Genomic DNA, 14,833 nt, shown 5'->3' with positions numbered 1-14,833 from the left:
TTTACCGGTAACATGATCTGACGCAGCAAGTCGCATAATTTTTGCTCTTTTAAGCCCCGGGAGGATTCACCCCCGGGGCTTTTTTTATTACACTGCGGATAGATATTTTGCCGCTGAGCTGCAGTGTTGGTGCCTTTCACCTTCTAAGAAGTTGCTAAAATGCTGTGGCCGGACAGATAAAAATTCAGGAGCCTTTATGAATTCGACAATGTTACGGGTAACAAATCGCATTATCGAACGGTCGCGCGATACCCGCACCGCCTACCTCGCACGGATTAACCAGGCGAAGACCGATACCGTCCATCGCGCGCAGCTGGCGTGCGGTAATCTCGCCCACGGCTTTGCTGCCTGTCAGTCGGACGATAAAGCCTCGCTGAAAAGCATGTTGCGTAACAATATCGCCATTATTACCTCTTACAACGACATGCTGTCCGCCCACCAGCCCTATGAGTATTACCCGGATATCATTCGCAAAGCGCTGCATTCGGTAAATGCGGTAGGCCAGGTCGCGGGGGGCGTTCCGGCGATGTGCGATGGTGTCACCCAAGGTCAGGACGGGATGGAACTCTCCCTCCTGAGCCGCGAAGTGATTGCAATGTCGGCCGCTATCGGCCTGTCGCATAACATGTTCGACGGCGCGCTGTATCTGGGCGTATGTGACAAAATCGTCCCCGGACTGACGATGGCCGCGCTCTCCTTTGGCCACCTGCCGTCAGTCTTCGTACCGTCGGGCCCGATGGCCAGCGGCCTGCCAAATAAAGAAAAAGTGCGCATCCGCCAGCTGTATGCTGAGGGTAAAGTCGATCGTATGGCGCTGCTGGAGTCTGAAGCGGCGTCCTACCACGCCCCGGGTACCTGCACATTTTACGGTACGGCGAACACCAACCAGATGGTGGTGGAGTTTATGGGCATGCAGCTTCCGGGCTCGTCGTTTGTGCATCCGGATGCCGAACTGCGCCAGGCGCTGACCGCCGCCGCCGCACGCCAGGTGACGCGCATGACCGGTAACGGTAATGAATGGATGCCGTTAGGCAAAATGTTTGATGAGAAAGTGGTGGTCAACGGGATCGTGGCGCTGCTGGCAACCGGCGGTTCGACCAACCATACGATGCACCTGGTGGCGATGGCTCGCGCGGCGGGCATTATCATTAACTGGGATGATTTCTCCGATCTCTCCGACGTTGTGCCGCTGCTGGCGCGCCTTTACCCGAACGGTCCGGCGGATATAAACCACTTCCAGGCCGCGGGCGGCGTACCGGTGCTGGTCCGTGAGCTGCTGAAAGGCGGCCTGCTGCACGAAGATGTCAACACCGTAGCCGGTTTTGGTCTCTCGCGTTACACCATGGAACCCTGGCTGAATAACGGCGAACTGGACTGGCGTGAAGGGGCGACGGCGCCATTGGACGATCAGGTTATTGCAACTTTCGACAAGCCATTCTCTCGCCATGGCGGGACGAAAGTGCTGAGCGGCAACCTCGGGCGTGCGGTGATGAAAACCTCGGCCGTACCGGTTGAGAACCAGATCATTGAAGCGCCGGCGGTGGTGTTTGAAAGCCAGCACGACGTTTTGCCTGCTTTCGAGGCCGGAATGCTGGACAAGGATTGCGTGGTGGTTGTTCGCCACCAGGGGCCAAAAGCGAACGGCATGCCAGAATTACATAAACTTATGCCGCCACTTGGTGTATTATTGGACCGCCGTTTCAAAATTGCGCTGGTTACCGATGGTCGACTCTCTGGCGCATCCGGCAAGGTTCCGTCAGCAATCCACGTTACGCCGGAAGCGTATGATGGCGGGCTGCTGGCAAAAGTACGTGATGGCGATATCATCCGCGTCAACGGGCAGACGGGCGAACTGACGCTGCTGGTGGATGACGCTGAACTGGCTGCACGCCAGCCGCATGTTCCTGACCTCAGCAGTTCGCGCGTCGGGAGCGGCCGGGAAATGTTCGCAGCGCTGCGTGAAAAACTCTCCGGAGCCGAACAGGGCGCAACCTGCATCACTTTTTAAGACGATACAATTTGTAGATCTGGCGAGAGAGAAACTCTGATGAAAAACTGGAAAACAACTGCAGAAGCAATCCTCACCAACGGCCCGGTTGTCCCGGTGATCGTGGTGAAAAAGCTGGAACACGCTGTGCCGATGGCCAAAGCGCTGGTTGCCGGCGGCGTACGCGTACTGGAAGTCACGCTGCGTACCGCATGCGCGCTTGATGCGATTCGCGCGATTGCGAAAGAAGTGCCGGAGGCGATTGTCGGCGCAGGTACCGTAACAAACGTTGAGCAGCTGAAAGCCGTCACCGAAGCTGGCGCGCAGTTCGCTATCAGCCCGGGTCTGACCGAGTCCCTGCTGAAAGCGGCGACTGAAGAAGGGACCATCCCGCTGATCCCGGGGATCAGCACCGTGTCCGAACTGATGCTGGGCATGCAGTATGGCCTGAAAGAGTTCAAATTCTTCCCGGCAGAAGCTAACGGCGGCGTGAAAGCGCTGCAGGCGATTGGCGGTCCGTTCGCCCATATCCGTTTCTGCCCGACTGGCGGCATCTCTCCGGCGAACTACCGCGACTACCTGGCACTGAACAGCGTGCTGTGCATCGGTGGTTCCTGGCTGGTTCCGGCGGATGCGCTGGAAGCGGGCGATTACGACCGTATTACCAAAATTGCTCGCGAAGCGGTGGAAGGCGCGAAGTAATTTTCACGCCCTGATAACGAGCGAAATCCAGACCCGGTAGCGCTGAGGCGACCGGGTTTTTTTTATCCCTGAATCAGCACGGCCGACGCGGCGGCTTTCGCGCGCGCCACCGCCTCCTCGACGCTATCGGCGACGGCCAGCGTGACGCCCAGTCGACGAGAACCGTCAATCTCCGGCTTACCGAACAGGCGCAGCTGTAGTCCCGCCCCTACCGCGCCCTGGATATTGCTAAAGGTGACGTTCTGGCTGGTGAGCTGCGGCAGAATGACCGCGGAGGCCGCCGGGCCATACTGGCGAATCGCGCCAACCGGCAGACCGAGGAAGGCGCGAACGTGCAGAGCAAATTCCGAGAGGTCCTGGGAAATCAGCGTCACCATCCCGGTGTCGTGTGGGCGAGGGGAGACTTCACTGAAAATCACCTCATCGCCGCAGACGAACAGCTCTACGCCAAACAGACCGTAGCCGCCAAGCGCCAGCACGACTTTGCTGGCAATGTCCTGGGCGCGGGCCAACGCCAGCTCGCTCATCTGCTGCGGCTGCCAGGATTCGCGATAATCGCCATCCTCCTGGCGATGGCCGACCGGGGCGCAGAAATGGACGCCATCGACCGCGCTGACGGTAAGCAGGGTAATTTCAAAATCGAAATTCACCACCCCCTCGACGATAACCCGACCGGCGCCCGCGCGGCCACCTTGTTGCGCATAGCGCCAGGCCTCAGCCAGCTGATCAGCGTGACGAATAAAGCTCTGACCTTTGCCAGAAGAGCTCATGACCGGCTTCACAATGCAGGGAAGGCCAATCTCCGCGACGGCTTCGCGAAAGGCCGCTTCGCTGTCGGCAAAGCGGTATGCCGAGGTGGGAAGCTGCAGCTCCTCCGCAGCCAGGCGGCGAATACCTTCGCGATTCATGGTCAGTTTCGCCGCGCGAGCGGTGGGAACGACTTTTTGCCCGGCCTGCTCCAGCTCCACCAGCGTATCCGTGGCGATAGCTTCAATTTCCGGCACGATAAAGTCAGGTTTTTCTTCCGCAATCAGCGCGCGCAGCGTTTCACCATGCAGCATGTTGATGACGTGCGAACGGTGCGCCACTTGCATCGCCGGCGCGTCGGGGTAGCGGTCGACTGCGATGGTCTCAATACCCAGCCGTTGGCACTCAATGGCGACTTCTTTACCCAGTTCGCCGGAACCTAACAACATCACCCGTGTCGCTGCCGGACGCAGCGCTGTGCCTAATAACGTCATGACTCTTTTCCACAGTAAAAAAACATGCGCCACATTATAAACGAAAACGTTTGCGTCTGTCTTTATGACCGTTGGTTGAGTCCTGGGTGAAAATTTGCTATACTGTATAAAAATACAGTATAAAGAGGCTGCACAATGGCGGTTGAAATTAAATATGTGGTGATCCGCGAAGGTGAGGAAAAGATGTCGTTTACCAGCAAAAAAGAGGCCGATGCTTACGACAAAATGCTCGATCTTGCCGAGGTCCTCAACGACTGGCTGGTAGAGTGCCCGCTGACGCTGGATGAAACCCAGCGTGATGAAATGGCAATGTGGCTGGCGGAACGCAAAGAGACATTGCACCACATTCTGAGGTCAGGAAAACGCCCGGAAGCAGAAGACGGGGCAACCGGACAGGCTTCTCAGGATGAGAGCTCCGCGGCTGAAATCTCAGAGGCCGTAGCCGAGGGGGCAAGCGAACAACCCGCGGCAACCGCGCCGGCAAAATCGCGCAAGGTAAAGGCCGCCTGAGTCCGGCCGAATTTGCGCATCTTTAGCTGCTCATAACATTTCCTGACATCTCGTCGTTTAGGCTGATGACATCGCTTAATAAGCAACGAGGGAAATCATGGCTAACTGGCTTAATCAACTCCAGTCCCTGCTGGGCCAGCAGGGACCGTCTTCCTCATCAGGCGAGCGGCCGGATGGTAAAAGCTTCCTTCTGCCCGGGGCGCTGGGCGGCCTGGCGGGGCTGCTGGTGGCCAGTAAATCATCGCGCAAGCTGCTGGCCAAATATGGCACCAGCGCACTGCTGGTTGGCGGCGGGGCGGTGGCGGGAAGCGTACTGTGGAACAAGTATCAGCAGAAAATGCGGGAAAATTCCCCTGCGCAATCTGTCGCTTCGCCGGGGCAAGCCACCGGGGCGTCAACCTCGCCAGCCTCCGGGCTTGATGCCCGCAGTGAACGGCTCATTCTGGCGCTGGTGTTTGCCGCTAAAAGCGACGGGCACATTGATGACAGCGAGCGGGCAAACATTGAAGAGCAGCTGCGCGCGGCCGGTATTGCCGTGCAGGGGCGCGTTCTGATCGATCGCGCGCTGTCCCAGCCTCTCGATCCGCAGCGTCTGGCGCAGGGCCTCAACAGCGAGCAAGAGGCGCTGGAGATCTATTACATCAGCTGTGCGGCGATCGATATCGACCATTTTATGGAGCGTAGCTATCTCAACGCTCTTGGCGAAGCTTTAGGCCTCCCGCCAGAAGTGCGTGCCGACATCGAACAGGATATTCAGGCACAAAAACAGGCGCTTTCTACCTAAATCAGCAGGTTTTGCTTGCAACGTGGGCCACTTTTGCCACCCTTATACACACGCCATCCTTCAAGCCGCTTCTTGAATGATTTTGTGTATGAAATACAGGATGCAGAAGACCAAAAGATGCCACCAAAAGCAAAACGAATCCCCCACGCCATGACCCTTCATGGCGATACCCGTATCGATAATTACTTCTGGCTGCGCGACGATGAGCGTTCGCGGCCGGAAGTGCTTGATTATCTTCGCGAGGAAAATGAGTACGGCCGGCAGGTCATGGCGACTCAACGTAGCCTGCAGGAGCGGGTGCTAAAAGAGATTATTGATCGTATCCCGCCGCGCGAAGTCTCTGCGCCCTACAGCAAAAATGGCTACCGCTATCGTCAGGTATATGAGCCGGGCTGTGAATACGCTATTTATCAGCGTCAGTCGGTGCTGAAAGAGGAGTGGGATGAATGGGAGGTGCTGCTCGATAGCAACCAGCGCGCGGCGCAGAGTGAATTCTATACTCTCGGTGGGCTGGGCATTTCGCCGGATAACATGATCATGGCGCTGGCGGAGGATTATCTCTCCCGTCGGCAGTATGGCCTGCGTTTGTGCAATCTGCAAAATGGCGAATGGTATCCTGAAGTGCTGGAAAACGTCTCCCCGGAATTTGCCTGGAGCAATGATTCGCAAACGCTGTGGTATGTCCGCAAGCACCCGACTACGCTGCTGCCTTACCAGGTCTGGCGGCATACCGTGGGCGCTTCGCCGCGTTCCGATGTGCTGGTCTACGAGGAGAAGGATGAAACCTTCTACGTCAGCCTCCATACGACCACCTCCCGGCAATTCGCCGTGATCTATCTTGCCAGCGCGACAACCAGTGAAGTGCGGCTGCTGAATACCGAAATGCCGGATGCGGAACCGGTGTGTTTCCTGCCGCGACGTAAAGATCACGAGTACAGTCTCGATCATTACCAGCATGCTTTTTATCTTCGCTCCAACCGCGAGGGGAAAAACTTTGGTCTCTATCGTACCCATGAACGCGACGAACAGCAGTGGGAGACGCTGATTGCGCCACGCCAGGATGTGATGCTCGAGGGATTCACCCTGTTTACCGACTGGTTGGTGGTTGAAGAGCGCCAGCGCGGGTTAACCAGCCTGCGCCAGATTAACCGCAAGACCCGGGAAGCGGTTGGCATTGCCTTTGATGACCCGGCCTACGTGACCTGGCTTGCCTATAATCCGGAGCCGGAAACTTCGCGCTTACGCTACGGATACTCATCCATGACCACGCCGGATACGCTCTTTGAGCTGGATATGGATACCGGTGAGCGGCGGGTACTGAAACAGCAGGAAGTGAAAGGGTTTGAGGCCAGCCATTATCGCAGTGAACATCTGTGGATTAAGGCTCGGGATGGTGTGGAGGTTCCTGTTTCGCTGGTTTATCGGCGTGAGCATTTCCGCAAGGGCGTCAGTCCGCTGCTGGTCTATGCCTACGGGTCGTACGGCGCCAGCGAAGATGCTGATTTCAGCGCCAGCCGGTTGAGCCTGCTCGATCGTGGTTTCGTGTTTGCGATCGCCCACGTTCGCGGCGGCGGTGAATTAGGGCAGCAGTGGTACGAAGACGGCAAGTTCCTGTGTAAAAAGAATACCTTTAATGATTATCTTGATGTCTGCGATGCGCTGCTGGCGCAGGGATATGGCGATCCTCGCCTGTGCTACGGCATGGGCGGCAGCGCGGGCGGCATGTTAATGGGCGTCGCTATTAATGAGCGGCCGGAGCTGTTTCACGGCGTAGTGGCTCAGGTTCCGTTTGTCGATGTCCTGACCACCATGCTCGACGAGTCGATTCCGCTGACGACCGGGGAATTTGAAGAGTGGGGAAATCCGCAGGACGAAGAGTACTATCGCTATATGAAGAGCTACAGTCCTTACGATGGCGTCACGGCGCAGGCCTATCCCCATCTGCTGGTTACCACCGGCCTGCACGATTCCCAGGTGCAATACTGGGAACCGGCAAAATGGGTGGCCAGGCTGCGCGAGCTGAAAACGGACGATAACCTGTTACTGCTGTGCACCGATATGGATTCAGGGCACGGCGGTAAGTCGGGGCGTTTTAAAAGCTATGAAGGGGTTGCGCTGGAGTATGCCTTTCTGATTGGCCTGGCGCAGGGGACGTTACCCGGCCAGGCGGACGTTTAGCGTCGCTACTCCCCGAGATAGTGCTTGAGCGTTAAGCGCAGCTCGGGGCTCATCCGATCCAGGTTATTGAACAGCCAGCGTAAATAGCCCGGGTCGTTTTCTGCGATTTCGGCCACCGCCTTGCCGCGATATTTACCGAAGGTAAAGGTGGTCAGCAGCGCCGGACGACCGGTAATGGTCGCCATCTCCTCAGGCTGCCAGCCGGAAACGTTGATAATATCGAGAAGCAGTGCGGCGGTGATATAGCAGTCGTACAGTGCGCGGTGTTGATGCAGTCCGGCAGGCGTTGCGACACTGAGCTTACGCGATTTATACAGCCCCATATTGCTGTATTTAATGCCTGGCCACAGACGGCGGGCCATCTTCATGGTGCAGATCCACTCCCCGTGCATTTCCGGTAACACCCGGCGATCGAAGCTGGCGTTGTGGGCGACATACCACCGGCTGCCGATGTAATGCGGCAGAACCTCTTCAATCCACGGCTTGTCGGCGACCATCTCTTCGGTGATACGGTGAATTGCCATGGCCTGGGGGCTGATAGGTCGGTCGGGACGAACCAGATGACTCATGGGATTGGTTATCTGACCATCGACAATATCAACAGAGGCGATTTCCACAATGCCTCCCTGCAGTCCGCAGGTTTCCGTATCGATTACGCGTAGCATGGCTCACTCCGGCCCAAAGAAACCAGCGTAAATGAATGCGCAGCGCTTGCCAACCGGGACGTCCGTAAGGGACGAGAATTATTTCGCTTTGGGTTCATAGGGCAGGCGCGACAGCGAAACAGACGCCAGTCGATGGGCGATCAGGCGTTCACGGAACCAGTCACGCAGGTGTGACGGTTGCTCCCGCTCCACTAAATCGGCGACAACGGGCATATTGTAGCGTTCTTTAAAGGCGACACCGGCCGCGGCAAGGTCGACGTTCACTTTGTCCATCTCGTCCTGCGAAATTTTGGCCAGATTTTTTTCCATATGGTTTCTCCTTCATGATGCTGAAAACCGATCGGGCGCGACGTCGGACCGGGACGCATCGCTCGACTACGCCATTATACAGGGTTATTCTCTGTGCTACATACATAACGAAAAGGAATGACGATTATGCGTACCATCGCCGGGCGCGCGCTGCGCGCCTCTGCTTTTTTCGCCGGTTTCCTCGTCAGCACCGCGGCCTTTGCCCATGCGCATCTTCAACAGCAAACGCCAGCCGCAGATTCGACTGTCGCCGCCTCTCCCGAATCACTGACCTTGAGCTTTTCTGAAGGTATCGAAACGGCCTTTAGCGCCGTGACCCTGACCGGCCCGCAGCAGAAAGCCGTTGCGACCGGTAAGCTTACCCGCAGCGACAGCAATAAAGCCCAGCTGATTGTTCCGCTGACGCAGCCGCTGGCGGCGGGGGAGTATACCGTTGACTGGCACGTGGTCTCCGTTGATGGCCACAAAACCAAAGGGCAATATCACTTTACCGTGAAATAACGCATGCTCACGGGAATCTATATCGGTCTGCGCTTCGTCCACTTTCTCTCGCTGATGGTGGCGTTTGGCTGCGTGCTGTACGGCGCGTGGTGGGCGCCGCTGACGCTGCGGCGTTTGCTGATGCAGCGTTTCTTCCCGCTACTGCGCCACCTTCTGCTGCTCAGCGCGGTTTCTGCGCTGCTGATGCTGATGGTACAGGGCGGTCTGATGGGGAATGGTTGGGCGGATCTCTGGCAGCCTGCTATCTGGCAAGCCGTTGCCGGTACCCGCTTTGGCAGCGTCTGGGTCTGGCAGATTCTGCTGGCGTGGATTGCGCTGGCGATCGCGTGGCTCAAACCGCGTCGTCCGGCGCGTCTGCTGCTGGTGCTGCTGTGCGCGCAGATCTTGCTGATGGCGGGCGTTGGCCATGCGGCAATGAGCGAGGGGGGACGAGGTGTAGTGCAGCGGACTAACCATGCTGTGCATCTGTTCTGTGTCGCCGGCTGGTTTGGCGGGCTGCTGCCGTTCATCTACTGTCTGCGCCTGGCGCGCGGGCGCTGGCGTCAGGCCGCTATCGGCACCATGATGCGCTTTTCTCGCTACGGACATCTGGCGGTTGCGGGCGCGATCGCCAGCGGTGTGATAAATGCGCTGCTGATCCAGGGCGGATTATTCCGTGATTCGCTGTGGGGAGAGATGCTATTGATCAAATGTGCCCTGGTCGCAGGGATGGTAGCAATTGCGCTGGTGAACAGGTATGTTCTGGTGCCACGTATGTCGGTGAACGGAACGCGAGCGGAGCAGCTCATTTTGCGCACCACGCAGGTTGAAATGGCGCTCGGAGCATTGGCGCTGCTGGCCGTCAGCCTGTTTGCGACCTGGGAACCTTACTGAATTAACTGGCTAAATCATGAAAAAAACTCTTTTAACTATGTTGTTACTGGCAAGCTCTGGCGTCGCGCTGGCAGCACCGCAGATTATCACCGTTAGCCGCTTCGAAGTGGGGAAAGATAATTGGGCGTTCAATCGCGAAGAGGTGATGTTGACCTGTCGCCCGGGGAATGCGCTGTTTGCCATTAACCCCAGCACGCTGGTGCAGTATCCGTTGAATGATGTTGCTGAGCAGCAGGTGAAAGCGGGGAAAACCAGCGCTCAGCCGATCTCAGTGATCCTGGTCGACGATCCGCAACATCCGGGACAAAAAATGAGCCTCGCGCCATTTATTGAGCGCGCGCAGAAGCTTTGTTGATACCCGAACCTATCTTACTGTATTAACATATAAAAAACCGCCTACATTCCTTTCAGGAAGCGGCGGTTTTTTGTTGGCACCGGCCATTTTGTCAGGAATTATTCGACCACTTTTGTTGCGGACTGGAAAACCTGACGCGGTAAACTATTCTTATAAGGCAAGGCGACTTAGCCTGCATTAATGCCAACTTTTAGCGCACGGCTCTCTCCCAAGAGCCATTTCCCTGGACCGAATACAGGAATCGTGTTCGGTCTCTTTTTATCTGAAGCTTATCAACTCGTTACATAAAAAGACCGGAAATCATCCCTCATTTCCCGTTACGGTCTTTTTCCCTTATACCACAACAAAAAACGCCTTAACATTCTCTTTACAGTAAATCTGAGCCGGATACTCCGGGTTCTGCGGGTCAAGGTCAGGGCGATGGCGCGCCGCGCGCCCGCAGACAGGTCCTCATCGCCGCGGGATATCCATGCCCTGAAGATACGCGGGCATATTATTTTAGTGCGATCTATTTGGCCGCGCGTTGCCAGGAAATGAAGGGCTGCCGGGATGAAGATGGAGTAATAAAAACAACGTATTATTCAGGCGCGACGATTGACGGATACAGCTGGGATTCAAGGTAGCAGACCAGGGTCCAAATCTCACCGCTGAAAATAAACCAAAGCGCACCGAGCAGAATTATTATCACGATAACCAGAAGGGCAATTTCACTCTTACTCATAACTTCACTGGCTACCAGAAAGGAAACGATGAAGAGATGATAGTAACGAAACCACAGGATAAGATGCAAACGCCGTGATTTAAAAACGGCGTTTGTTTGATATGGACAGGCGTTAATCTGTCAGGGTTGGGGAGTCAGCTGCGCGACCTGCGCGATCAGGTCGTCCAGCAGCTGGAAGCGGCGGCGGTATTCCGCCCGCTTTTTACTGGCGATGGCATCCAGCGATTTCCTTTCCATCTGTCGCGGCAAGCGCCAGCGCCAGGCGCCATCGGCTACGCCATCAATAGACTGCCAGAACTCATCATAGCTGGCGTGGAAATGGCGCCCCTTGCTGAGACGATAGCGCAGCGCGCGGAAAACGTGGCCATTATCGCTTACGCCATAAATGGCCTGAATGTGGCTTCTGGCGGCCAACGCCCAGATAAACTCGATCAGCAGGCGTTTAGGAAACAGACCATGGCAGGCGCGGGTAGCGAGTTTAATCACTTCATGCGGCACGTTACGTCGCGGCCCCTGCAGCCCGCCGATAACCAGCTGCCATTGCTCCTGCTGGCGCACGACGCTGAAGGTGGCGCTGGCCAGCAGCGTCTGGTTACCATCGCGCAACCACAATGTGGTTTCGCCTTCGCGCTCGGCTTTACCCGCGGAGGAGGCCGAGAGAGTGAAGCGGGCTTCATCTTTACCCTGCAATTCCAGCAGGATCGTCTCTTTAGCGGCGGTCATGGCAGCAGCCAGCTGCGTGCCTGACAGTGAGTCGATGAACTGATAGTGGCTGATAATCGCCTGGGCGCGTTGGCTGGCGTTTAACCCACGCGTCAGATACTGGCGGTGAACTTTACCCGGCAGGGTAACCTGTGCGGCAAGCAACTGATTAAAGTCAGGACGCACGGAAAGATTATCCAGCATTGCGCGAGTGGGCGTATAAAATAAGGCCGTACGCAATAAAAATTTCAGCCGGTAATTACGCTTTTGCCAAATCGGAGCGGGAATAAGTCTGCCCATCACCAGATCGGCAATAAGATTTGTGCGGGGCTGTTGTGCGAAGGCTGAGTGCAGGCTATTGTCCGTCACGATAAAATACCTCGTTGTTATTTAGCCTCTATTTTAAGGGCTTGGTGAGGCGAGATTAATATCCTGGCGGACTATATTTCTGTTTCGTTTATATTTGATTGAGGTGGGTATCTTTGGGGTGGTGAAGAGAGAATTAACTATAATTGTATCAGGGGGGCAAAATATGTATCAGCGTATTGAGGGTTCGGCCTGGCGCAATATCTGGCTGGTTGGCGATCTCCACGGCTGCTTTGCCGTATTGATGAGCCATCTCCGGCAGATAAAATTCGACCCATACCAGGATCTTCTCATCTCCGTGGGCGATTTGATCGATCGCGGGCCGCAAAGCGCGAAATGTCTCGCGCTTCTCGACTGCCGCTGGTTCTGTGCGGTGCGAGGTAACCATGAACAGATGGCGCTGGATGCGCAAGAGAGCGGGGCGTTGACGCTATGGGTCATGAACGGAGGCCACTGGTATCAGGAGAGCACGCGCGGCGAGCGGCTGCAGATTGACGAACGCCTGGATCGCTGTCGCCAGCTGCCGCTGATTGTGGAGCTCAGCGCCGGATCGCTGCGCCATATTGTGGCCCATGCCGACTACCCGGCGGCGACCTATCGTTGGCAGCAGCCGGTGGATGAACAACAGGTGCTCTGGAGCAGACAGCGCCTGATGGACCATCTGGCCGGTCGACATGGCGCGATAGGCGGAGCGGACCACTTCTGGTTTGGCCACACGCCGTTGAAGCAACGTTATGATAGCGATAATCAACATTATATTGATACGGGGGCGGTATTCGGCGGTGCACTCACCCTGGTGCAGCTGCAGTAAGCCGCTTAAAAATCGCTGTATTCGCTGGCAGGCTGCCAGAAACCATCAATAAAATCTTCAACCGGAAAACAGCCGCCCTGGCGTATCCGCTGATCGTTCATCGCCACAAGGCACCGTCGTTCGTTATCGTAAACGTCGACGACAATATCTTCGCAACCACCGTCCAGGTAACAAATAAACAAAACTAAGGCGAACATCCTGGCCTCATGTTTGGGTTTGTTAATCAGTATAGGGTAGTTCATAAACGGGGGGAATAAATAACCCGTCTCAGGCGACGGGTTCTTTTTGAATCAGGCAACGCGCATGATCCAGGCATCGGATTGTTGATCGTAGTGCTTACGGTAGAGGACGGAATGTTGACCATCAAGAATGGCAGGGACGCTGGTTTCCGCATCCCAGCCATCCAGCTGCATGCATAAGTCCGGATCGGATTTGCAAGGAATGCTTAACGTTCGCTCTCCCTGCTGTTCACCGTGCAGCTCGGCGTCATCTATCTCAAACGCGCCGATTCGAATGCTGGTTTTACTCATAAATTCACCCCGTTGGTCTGCTGAGTTGTGGTACGACCAGTTAGGCCGTCATTTTTCAGCGTAGACAACGGGGGACAAACCGCCAGTAAAAAAATGCGGTTTTTTTGCAGTCGATCACGCCTTACCGGCAAATAGTTTACCGTCGCGAACCAGCTCACGCGGGTAGCTGTTTTTCAAACGGGAGCCGACTTTTTTCGCCAGGCCCAGCGTTGCCCCCTGGAACGTGACGATGACTTCATCCTGCTGCGGCGTCGTTTCAGGGTAGACGTCGCGGCCACGATACCACTCTTCCGCTTCATCCTGCGTCAGTTCAAAAGGAGCATCCGGGACGGCGAGCGCAATGACCGCTTCGTGCTGCCAGCGAAAGCCTTTGTTATGGGTTTCCGCCAGGCGAATGCCAATCCGCGAAAAACGGACCTGGCCGATAAATGATTCCAGCGCTTGCGGGAACAGCCAAATCTCTTTATCACGCTGCCAGAGCGTATGATGGTCATCCCAGTGTAGTCCGACGGCGGCAGCGGCGGCGGAAATCGCTGCAGATTCCCGGCTTTTAAGCGGCGTAAAAGGAAATTTTCCGACTTTGTAACCCGGCGCCGGTAGCGCCTCGATCGCTGCGGTTTTCTTGAGGCGGGCAACAAAAAAACCTTCGCAGTCAAAAATCTGCGGAAAGACGTGGAGAAATCCCTCAGTGGTTAAGGCTTCCGTAGCCTGCGGGAACAGCGTGCCGAGCGGTAGCACCTCGACCGCCTGCGGATAGCGGGCTAACAGCCACTGCACGACCTCTTCGTTCTCTTCCCGGTTCAGGGTGCAGGTCGAGTACACCAGCGTGCCGCCGGGGCGCAGCGCGTGAAATGCGCTGTCGATGAGCTCCCGCTGAGTTTCGGCGATCTGCTGATTACTCTCAGGCGACCAGTTTTTCAACGCATCGGGATCTTTGCGCACCACCCCCTCGCCGGAGCAGGGGGCATCCAGCAGGATGGCGTCAAAGCGTTCCGGCAGCGCGGCGCCAAACACCCGACCATCGAAGTGGGTCAAGGCGACGTTGCTGATGCCGCAGCGGCTGATATTGGCATGCAGGACTTTAACCCGACTGGCGGAAAACTCGTTGGCGAGAATCCCGCCCTTATTTCCCATGCGCGCAGCAATCTGTGTGGTTTTGGAACCAGGGGCGGCGGCCACATCCATGACCCGCTGCGGCATGTCGCCATCGGCAAACAGCGCCGCAACCGGCAGCATAGAACTGGCTTCCTGGATGTAAAACAGGCCGCTGAGATGTTCGGCGGTGCTGCCCAGCGGCAGGGAGTCCTCATCATCGCGTTCGATCCAAAAGCCCTCTTCGCACCACGGGATCGGCGTCAGCTGCCAGCCATAGGGCGCCACCTGCTGCAGAAAGTCGGCGACGGAAATTTTCAGCGTATTCACGCGCAGGCTGCGGCGTAACGGGCGCTGGCAGGCCGCGATAAAGGCATCGAAAGAGAGATGCGTGGGCATCGCGTCACGCATTTGAGCGAGGAATTGGTCAGGAAAATAGACTGCGTTTTGAGCCACTGGTGCGCACCACAAGAAAAAAGGGTGCGCAGTTTATCATAAACGCTCCG

Annotated in this window: 17 protein-coding genes; 9 read left to right on the top strand and 8 right to left on the bottom strand. The window is 56.5% G+C overall.

Annotated elements, in window-relative coordinates; genetic code table 11:
• The first annotated feature begins 196 nt into the window (after positions 1-196).
• Positions 197-2,008: a phosphogluconate dehydratase gene (gene edd, locus ROR01S_RS00980; RefSeq protein WP_004863996.1), complete on the top strand. Its 1,812-nt coding sequence runs from the start codon at positions 197-199 to the stop codon at positions 2,006-2,008.
• Positions 2,009-2,047: 39 nt separating this feature from the next.
• Positions 2,048-2,689 carry a bifunctional 4-hydroxy-2-oxoglutarate aldolase/2-dehydro-3-deoxy-phosphogluconate aldolase gene (locus ROR01S_RS00975; RefSeq protein ID WP_004863992.1) on the top strand — a complete coding sequence of 214 codons (642 nt, stop codon included), beginning with the start codon at positions 2,048-2,050 and terminating at the stop codon, positions 2,687-2,689.
• Between the two features lie 62 nt (positions 2,690-2,751).
• Here the strand turns inward: ROR01S_RS00975 and purT are convergent, their stop codons facing one another.
• On the bottom strand, positions 2,752-3,930 hold the full coding sequence (gene purT / locus ROR01S_RS00970; RefSeq protein ID WP_064358999.1) for a formate-dependent phosphoribosylglycinamide formyltransferase: 1,179 nt from the start codon (positions 3,928-3,930) through the stop codon (positions 2,752-2,754).
• A 135-nt stretch (positions 3,931-4,065) separates the two neighbouring features.
• On the opposite strand from purT, the gene ROR01S_RS00965 reads away from it, so the two are divergent.
• The 3 genes from ROR01S_RS00965 to ptrB all read left to right on the top strand — a co-directional run bounded on the left by ROR01S_RS00965 (position 4,066) and on the right by ptrB (position 7,402).
• Positions 4,066-4,440, top strand: coding sequence for a YebG family protein (locus ROR01S_RS00965; RefSeq protein ID WP_015584009.1), 375 nt, complete (start codon positions 4,066-4,068; stop codon positions 4,438-4,440).
• Between the two features lie 97 nt (positions 4,441-4,537).
• Positions 4,538-5,224: a tellurite resistance TerB family protein gene (locus ROR01S_RS00960; protein WP_004863985.1), complete on the top strand. Its 687-nt coding sequence runs from the start codon at positions 4,538-4,540 to the stop codon at positions 5,222-5,224.
• A 117-nt stretch (positions 5,225-5,341) separates the two neighbouring features.
• Entirely contained in the window at positions 5,342-7,402 is a 2,061-nt protein-coding gene (ptrB, locus tag ROR01S_RS00955) for an oligopeptidase B (RefSeq protein ID WP_032724251.1), read from the top strand.
• Positions 7,403-7,407: 5 nt separating this feature from the next.
• Here ptrB and exoX read toward each other — a convergent pair whose 3' ends face one another.
• Both exoX and ROR01S_RS00945 read right to left on the bottom strand, forming a co-directional pair.
• Positions 7,408-8,067, bottom strand: a complete 660-nt coding sequence (exoX, locus tag ROR01S_RS00950; RefSeq protein WP_004863981.1) for an exodeoxyribonuclease X — start codon at positions 8,065-8,067, stop codon at positions 7,408-7,410.
• A 78-nt stretch (positions 8,068-8,145) separates the two neighbouring features.
• The gene (locus tag ROR01S_RS00945) at positions 8,146-8,376 is read right to left on the bottom strand and encodes a DNA polymerase III subunit theta (protein WP_004863978.1); all 231 of its coding nucleotides are present in this window, start codon (positions 8,374-8,376) and stop codon (positions 8,146-8,148) included.
• A gap of 126 nt (positions 8,377-8,502) precedes the next feature.
• On the opposite strand from ROR01S_RS00945, the gene yobA reads away from it, so the two are divergent.
• The 3 genes from yobA to ROR01S_RS00930 are packed head-to-tail and all read left to right on the top strand — an operon-like array spanning position 8,503 to position 10,105.
• Complete coding sequence (yobA, locus tag ROR01S_RS00940) at positions 8,503-8,877, top strand: CopC domain-containing protein YobA (RefSeq protein ID WP_004863975.1); 375 nt, start codon at positions 8,503-8,505, stop codon at positions 8,875-8,877.
• A 3-nt stretch (positions 8,878-8,880) separates the two neighbouring features.
• Positions 8,881-9,750: a copper homeostasis membrane protein CopD gene (gene copD, locus ROR01S_RS00935; protein ID WP_004863974.1), complete on the top strand. Its 870-nt coding sequence runs from the start codon at positions 8,881-8,883 to the stop codon at positions 9,748-9,750.
• 16 nt (positions 9,751-9,766) lie between these two features.
• The gene (locus ROR01S_RS00930; protein WP_015584012.1) at positions 9,767-10,105 is read left to right on the top strand and encodes a YebY family protein; all 339 of its coding nucleotides are present in this window, start codon (positions 9,767-9,769) and stop codon (positions 10,103-10,105) included.
• Positions 10,106-10,682: 577 nt separating this feature from the next.
• Here the strand turns inward: ROR01S_RS00930 and ROR01S_RS00925 are convergent.
• Complete coding sequence (locus ROR01S_RS00925) at positions 10,683-10,826, bottom strand: Ecr family regulatory small membrane protein (protein ID WP_054828791.1); 144 nt, start codon at positions 10,824-10,826, stop codon at positions 10,683-10,685.
• Between the two features lie 120 nt (positions 10,827-10,946).
• On the bottom strand, positions 10,947-11,918 hold the full coding sequence (locus tag ROR01S_RS00920) for a VirK/YbjX family protein (RefSeq protein WP_172412537.1): 972 nt from the start codon (positions 11,916-11,918) through the stop codon (positions 10,947-10,949).
• A 142-nt stretch (positions 11,919-12,060) separates the two neighbouring features.
• Here ROR01S_RS00920 and pphA point away from each other — a divergent pair, with 142 nt between their 5' ends.
• The gene (pphA, locus tag ROR01S_RS00915) at positions 12,061-12,705 is read left to right on the top strand and encodes a protein-serine/threonine phosphatase (protein ID WP_004863967.1); all 645 of its coding nucleotides are present in this window, start codon (positions 12,061-12,063) and stop codon (positions 12,703-12,705) included.
• Positions 12,706-12,710: 5 nt separating this feature from the next.
• Here pphA and ROR01S_RS00910 read toward each other — a convergent pair whose 3' ends face one another.
• The 3 genes from ROR01S_RS00910 to rsmF form a co-directional block, all read right to left on the bottom strand.
• Entirely contained in the window at positions 12,711-12,902 is a 192-nt protein-coding gene (locus ROR01S_RS00910) for a YdfD/YebW family protein (RefSeq protein WP_004863962.1), read from the bottom strand.
• Positions 12,903-12,995: 93 nt separating this feature from the next.
• Positions 12,996-13,235, bottom strand: coding sequence for a YebV family protein (locus ROR01S_RS00905; RefSeq protein WP_004863958.1), 240 nt, complete (start codon positions 13,233-13,235; stop codon positions 12,996-12,998).
• 114 nt (positions 13,236-13,349) lie between these two features.
• A complete protein-coding gene (gene rsmF, locus ROR01S_RS00900) occupies positions 13,350-14,783 on the bottom strand; it encodes a 16S rRNA (cytosine(1407)-C(5))-methyltransferase RsmF (RefSeq protein ID WP_073972265.1) in 1,434 nt (477 codons plus the stop codon).
• Between the last annotated feature and the right edge of the window lie 50 nt (positions 14,784-14,833).

It is taken from the genome of Klebsiella ornithinolytica NBRC 105727 = ATCC 31898, assembly GCF_001598295.1.
GTDB lineage: Bacteria > Pseudomonadota > Gammaproteobacteria > Enterobacterales > Enterobacteriaceae > Klebsiella > Klebsiella ornithinolytica.
Note: the sequence above shows the minus strand (reverse complement) of the source record. Positions and strands in the feature narration are given on the sequence as shown.

Excerpts from the sequence above, each read along its gene's own strand:
- edd (WP_004863996.1), top strand. The coding sequence starts at position 197 with ATGAATTCGACAATGTTACGGGTAACAAATCGCATTATCGAACGGTCG.
- ROR01S_RS00975 (WP_004863992.1), top strand. The coding sequence starts at position 2,048 with ATGAAAAACTGGAAAACAACTGCAGAAGCAATCCTCACCAACGGCCCG.
- purT (WP_064358999.1), bottom strand. The coding sequence starts at position 3,930 with ATGACGTTATTAGGCACAGCGCTGCGTCCGGCAGCGACACGGGTGATG.
- ROR01S_RS00965 (WP_015584009.1), top strand. The coding sequence starts at position 4,066 with ATGGCGGTTGAAATTAAATATGTGGTGATCCGCGAAGGTGAGGAAAAG.
- ROR01S_RS00960 (WP_004863985.1), top strand. The coding sequence starts at position 4,538 with ATGGCTAACTGGCTTAATCAACTCCAGTCCCTGCTGGGCCAGCAGGGA.
- ptrB (WP_032724251.1), top strand. The coding sequence starts at position 5,342 with ATGCCACCAAAAGCAAAACGAATCCCCCACGCCATGACCCTTCATGGC.
- exoX (WP_004863981.1), bottom strand. The coding sequence starts at position 8,067 with ATGCTACGCGTAATCGATACGGAAACCTGCGGACTGCAGGGAGGCATT.
- ROR01S_RS00945 (WP_004863978.1), bottom strand. The coding sequence starts at position 8,376 with ATGGAAAAAAATCTGGCCAAAATTTCGCAGGACGAGATGGACAAAGTG.
- yobA (WP_004863975.1), top strand. The coding sequence starts at position 8,503 with ATGCGTACCATCGCCGGGCGCGCGCTGCGCGCCTCTGCTTTTTTCGCC.
- copD (WP_004863974.1), top strand. The coding sequence starts at position 8,881 with ATGCTCACGGGAATCTATATCGGTCTGCGCTTCGTCCACTTTCTCTCG.
- ROR01S_RS00930 (WP_015584012.1), top strand. The coding sequence starts at position 9,767 with ATGAAAAAAACTCTTTTAACTATGTTGTTACTGGCAAGCTCTGGCGTC.
- ROR01S_RS00925 (WP_054828791.1), bottom strand. The coding sequence starts at position 10,826 with ATGAGTAAGAGTGAAATTGCCCTTCTGGTTATCGTGATAATAATTCTG.
- pphA (WP_004863967.1), top strand. The coding sequence starts at position 12,061 with ATGTATCAGCGTATTGAGGGTTCGGCCTGGCGCAATATCTGGCTGGTT.
- ROR01S_RS00910 (WP_004863962.1), bottom strand. The coding sequence starts at position 12,902 with ATGTTCGCCTTAGTTTTGTTTATTTGTTACCTGGACGGTGGTTGCGAA.
- ROR01S_RS00905 (WP_004863958.1), bottom strand. The coding sequence starts at position 13,235 with ATGAGTAAAACCAGCATTCGAATCGGCGCGTTTGAGATAGATGACGCC.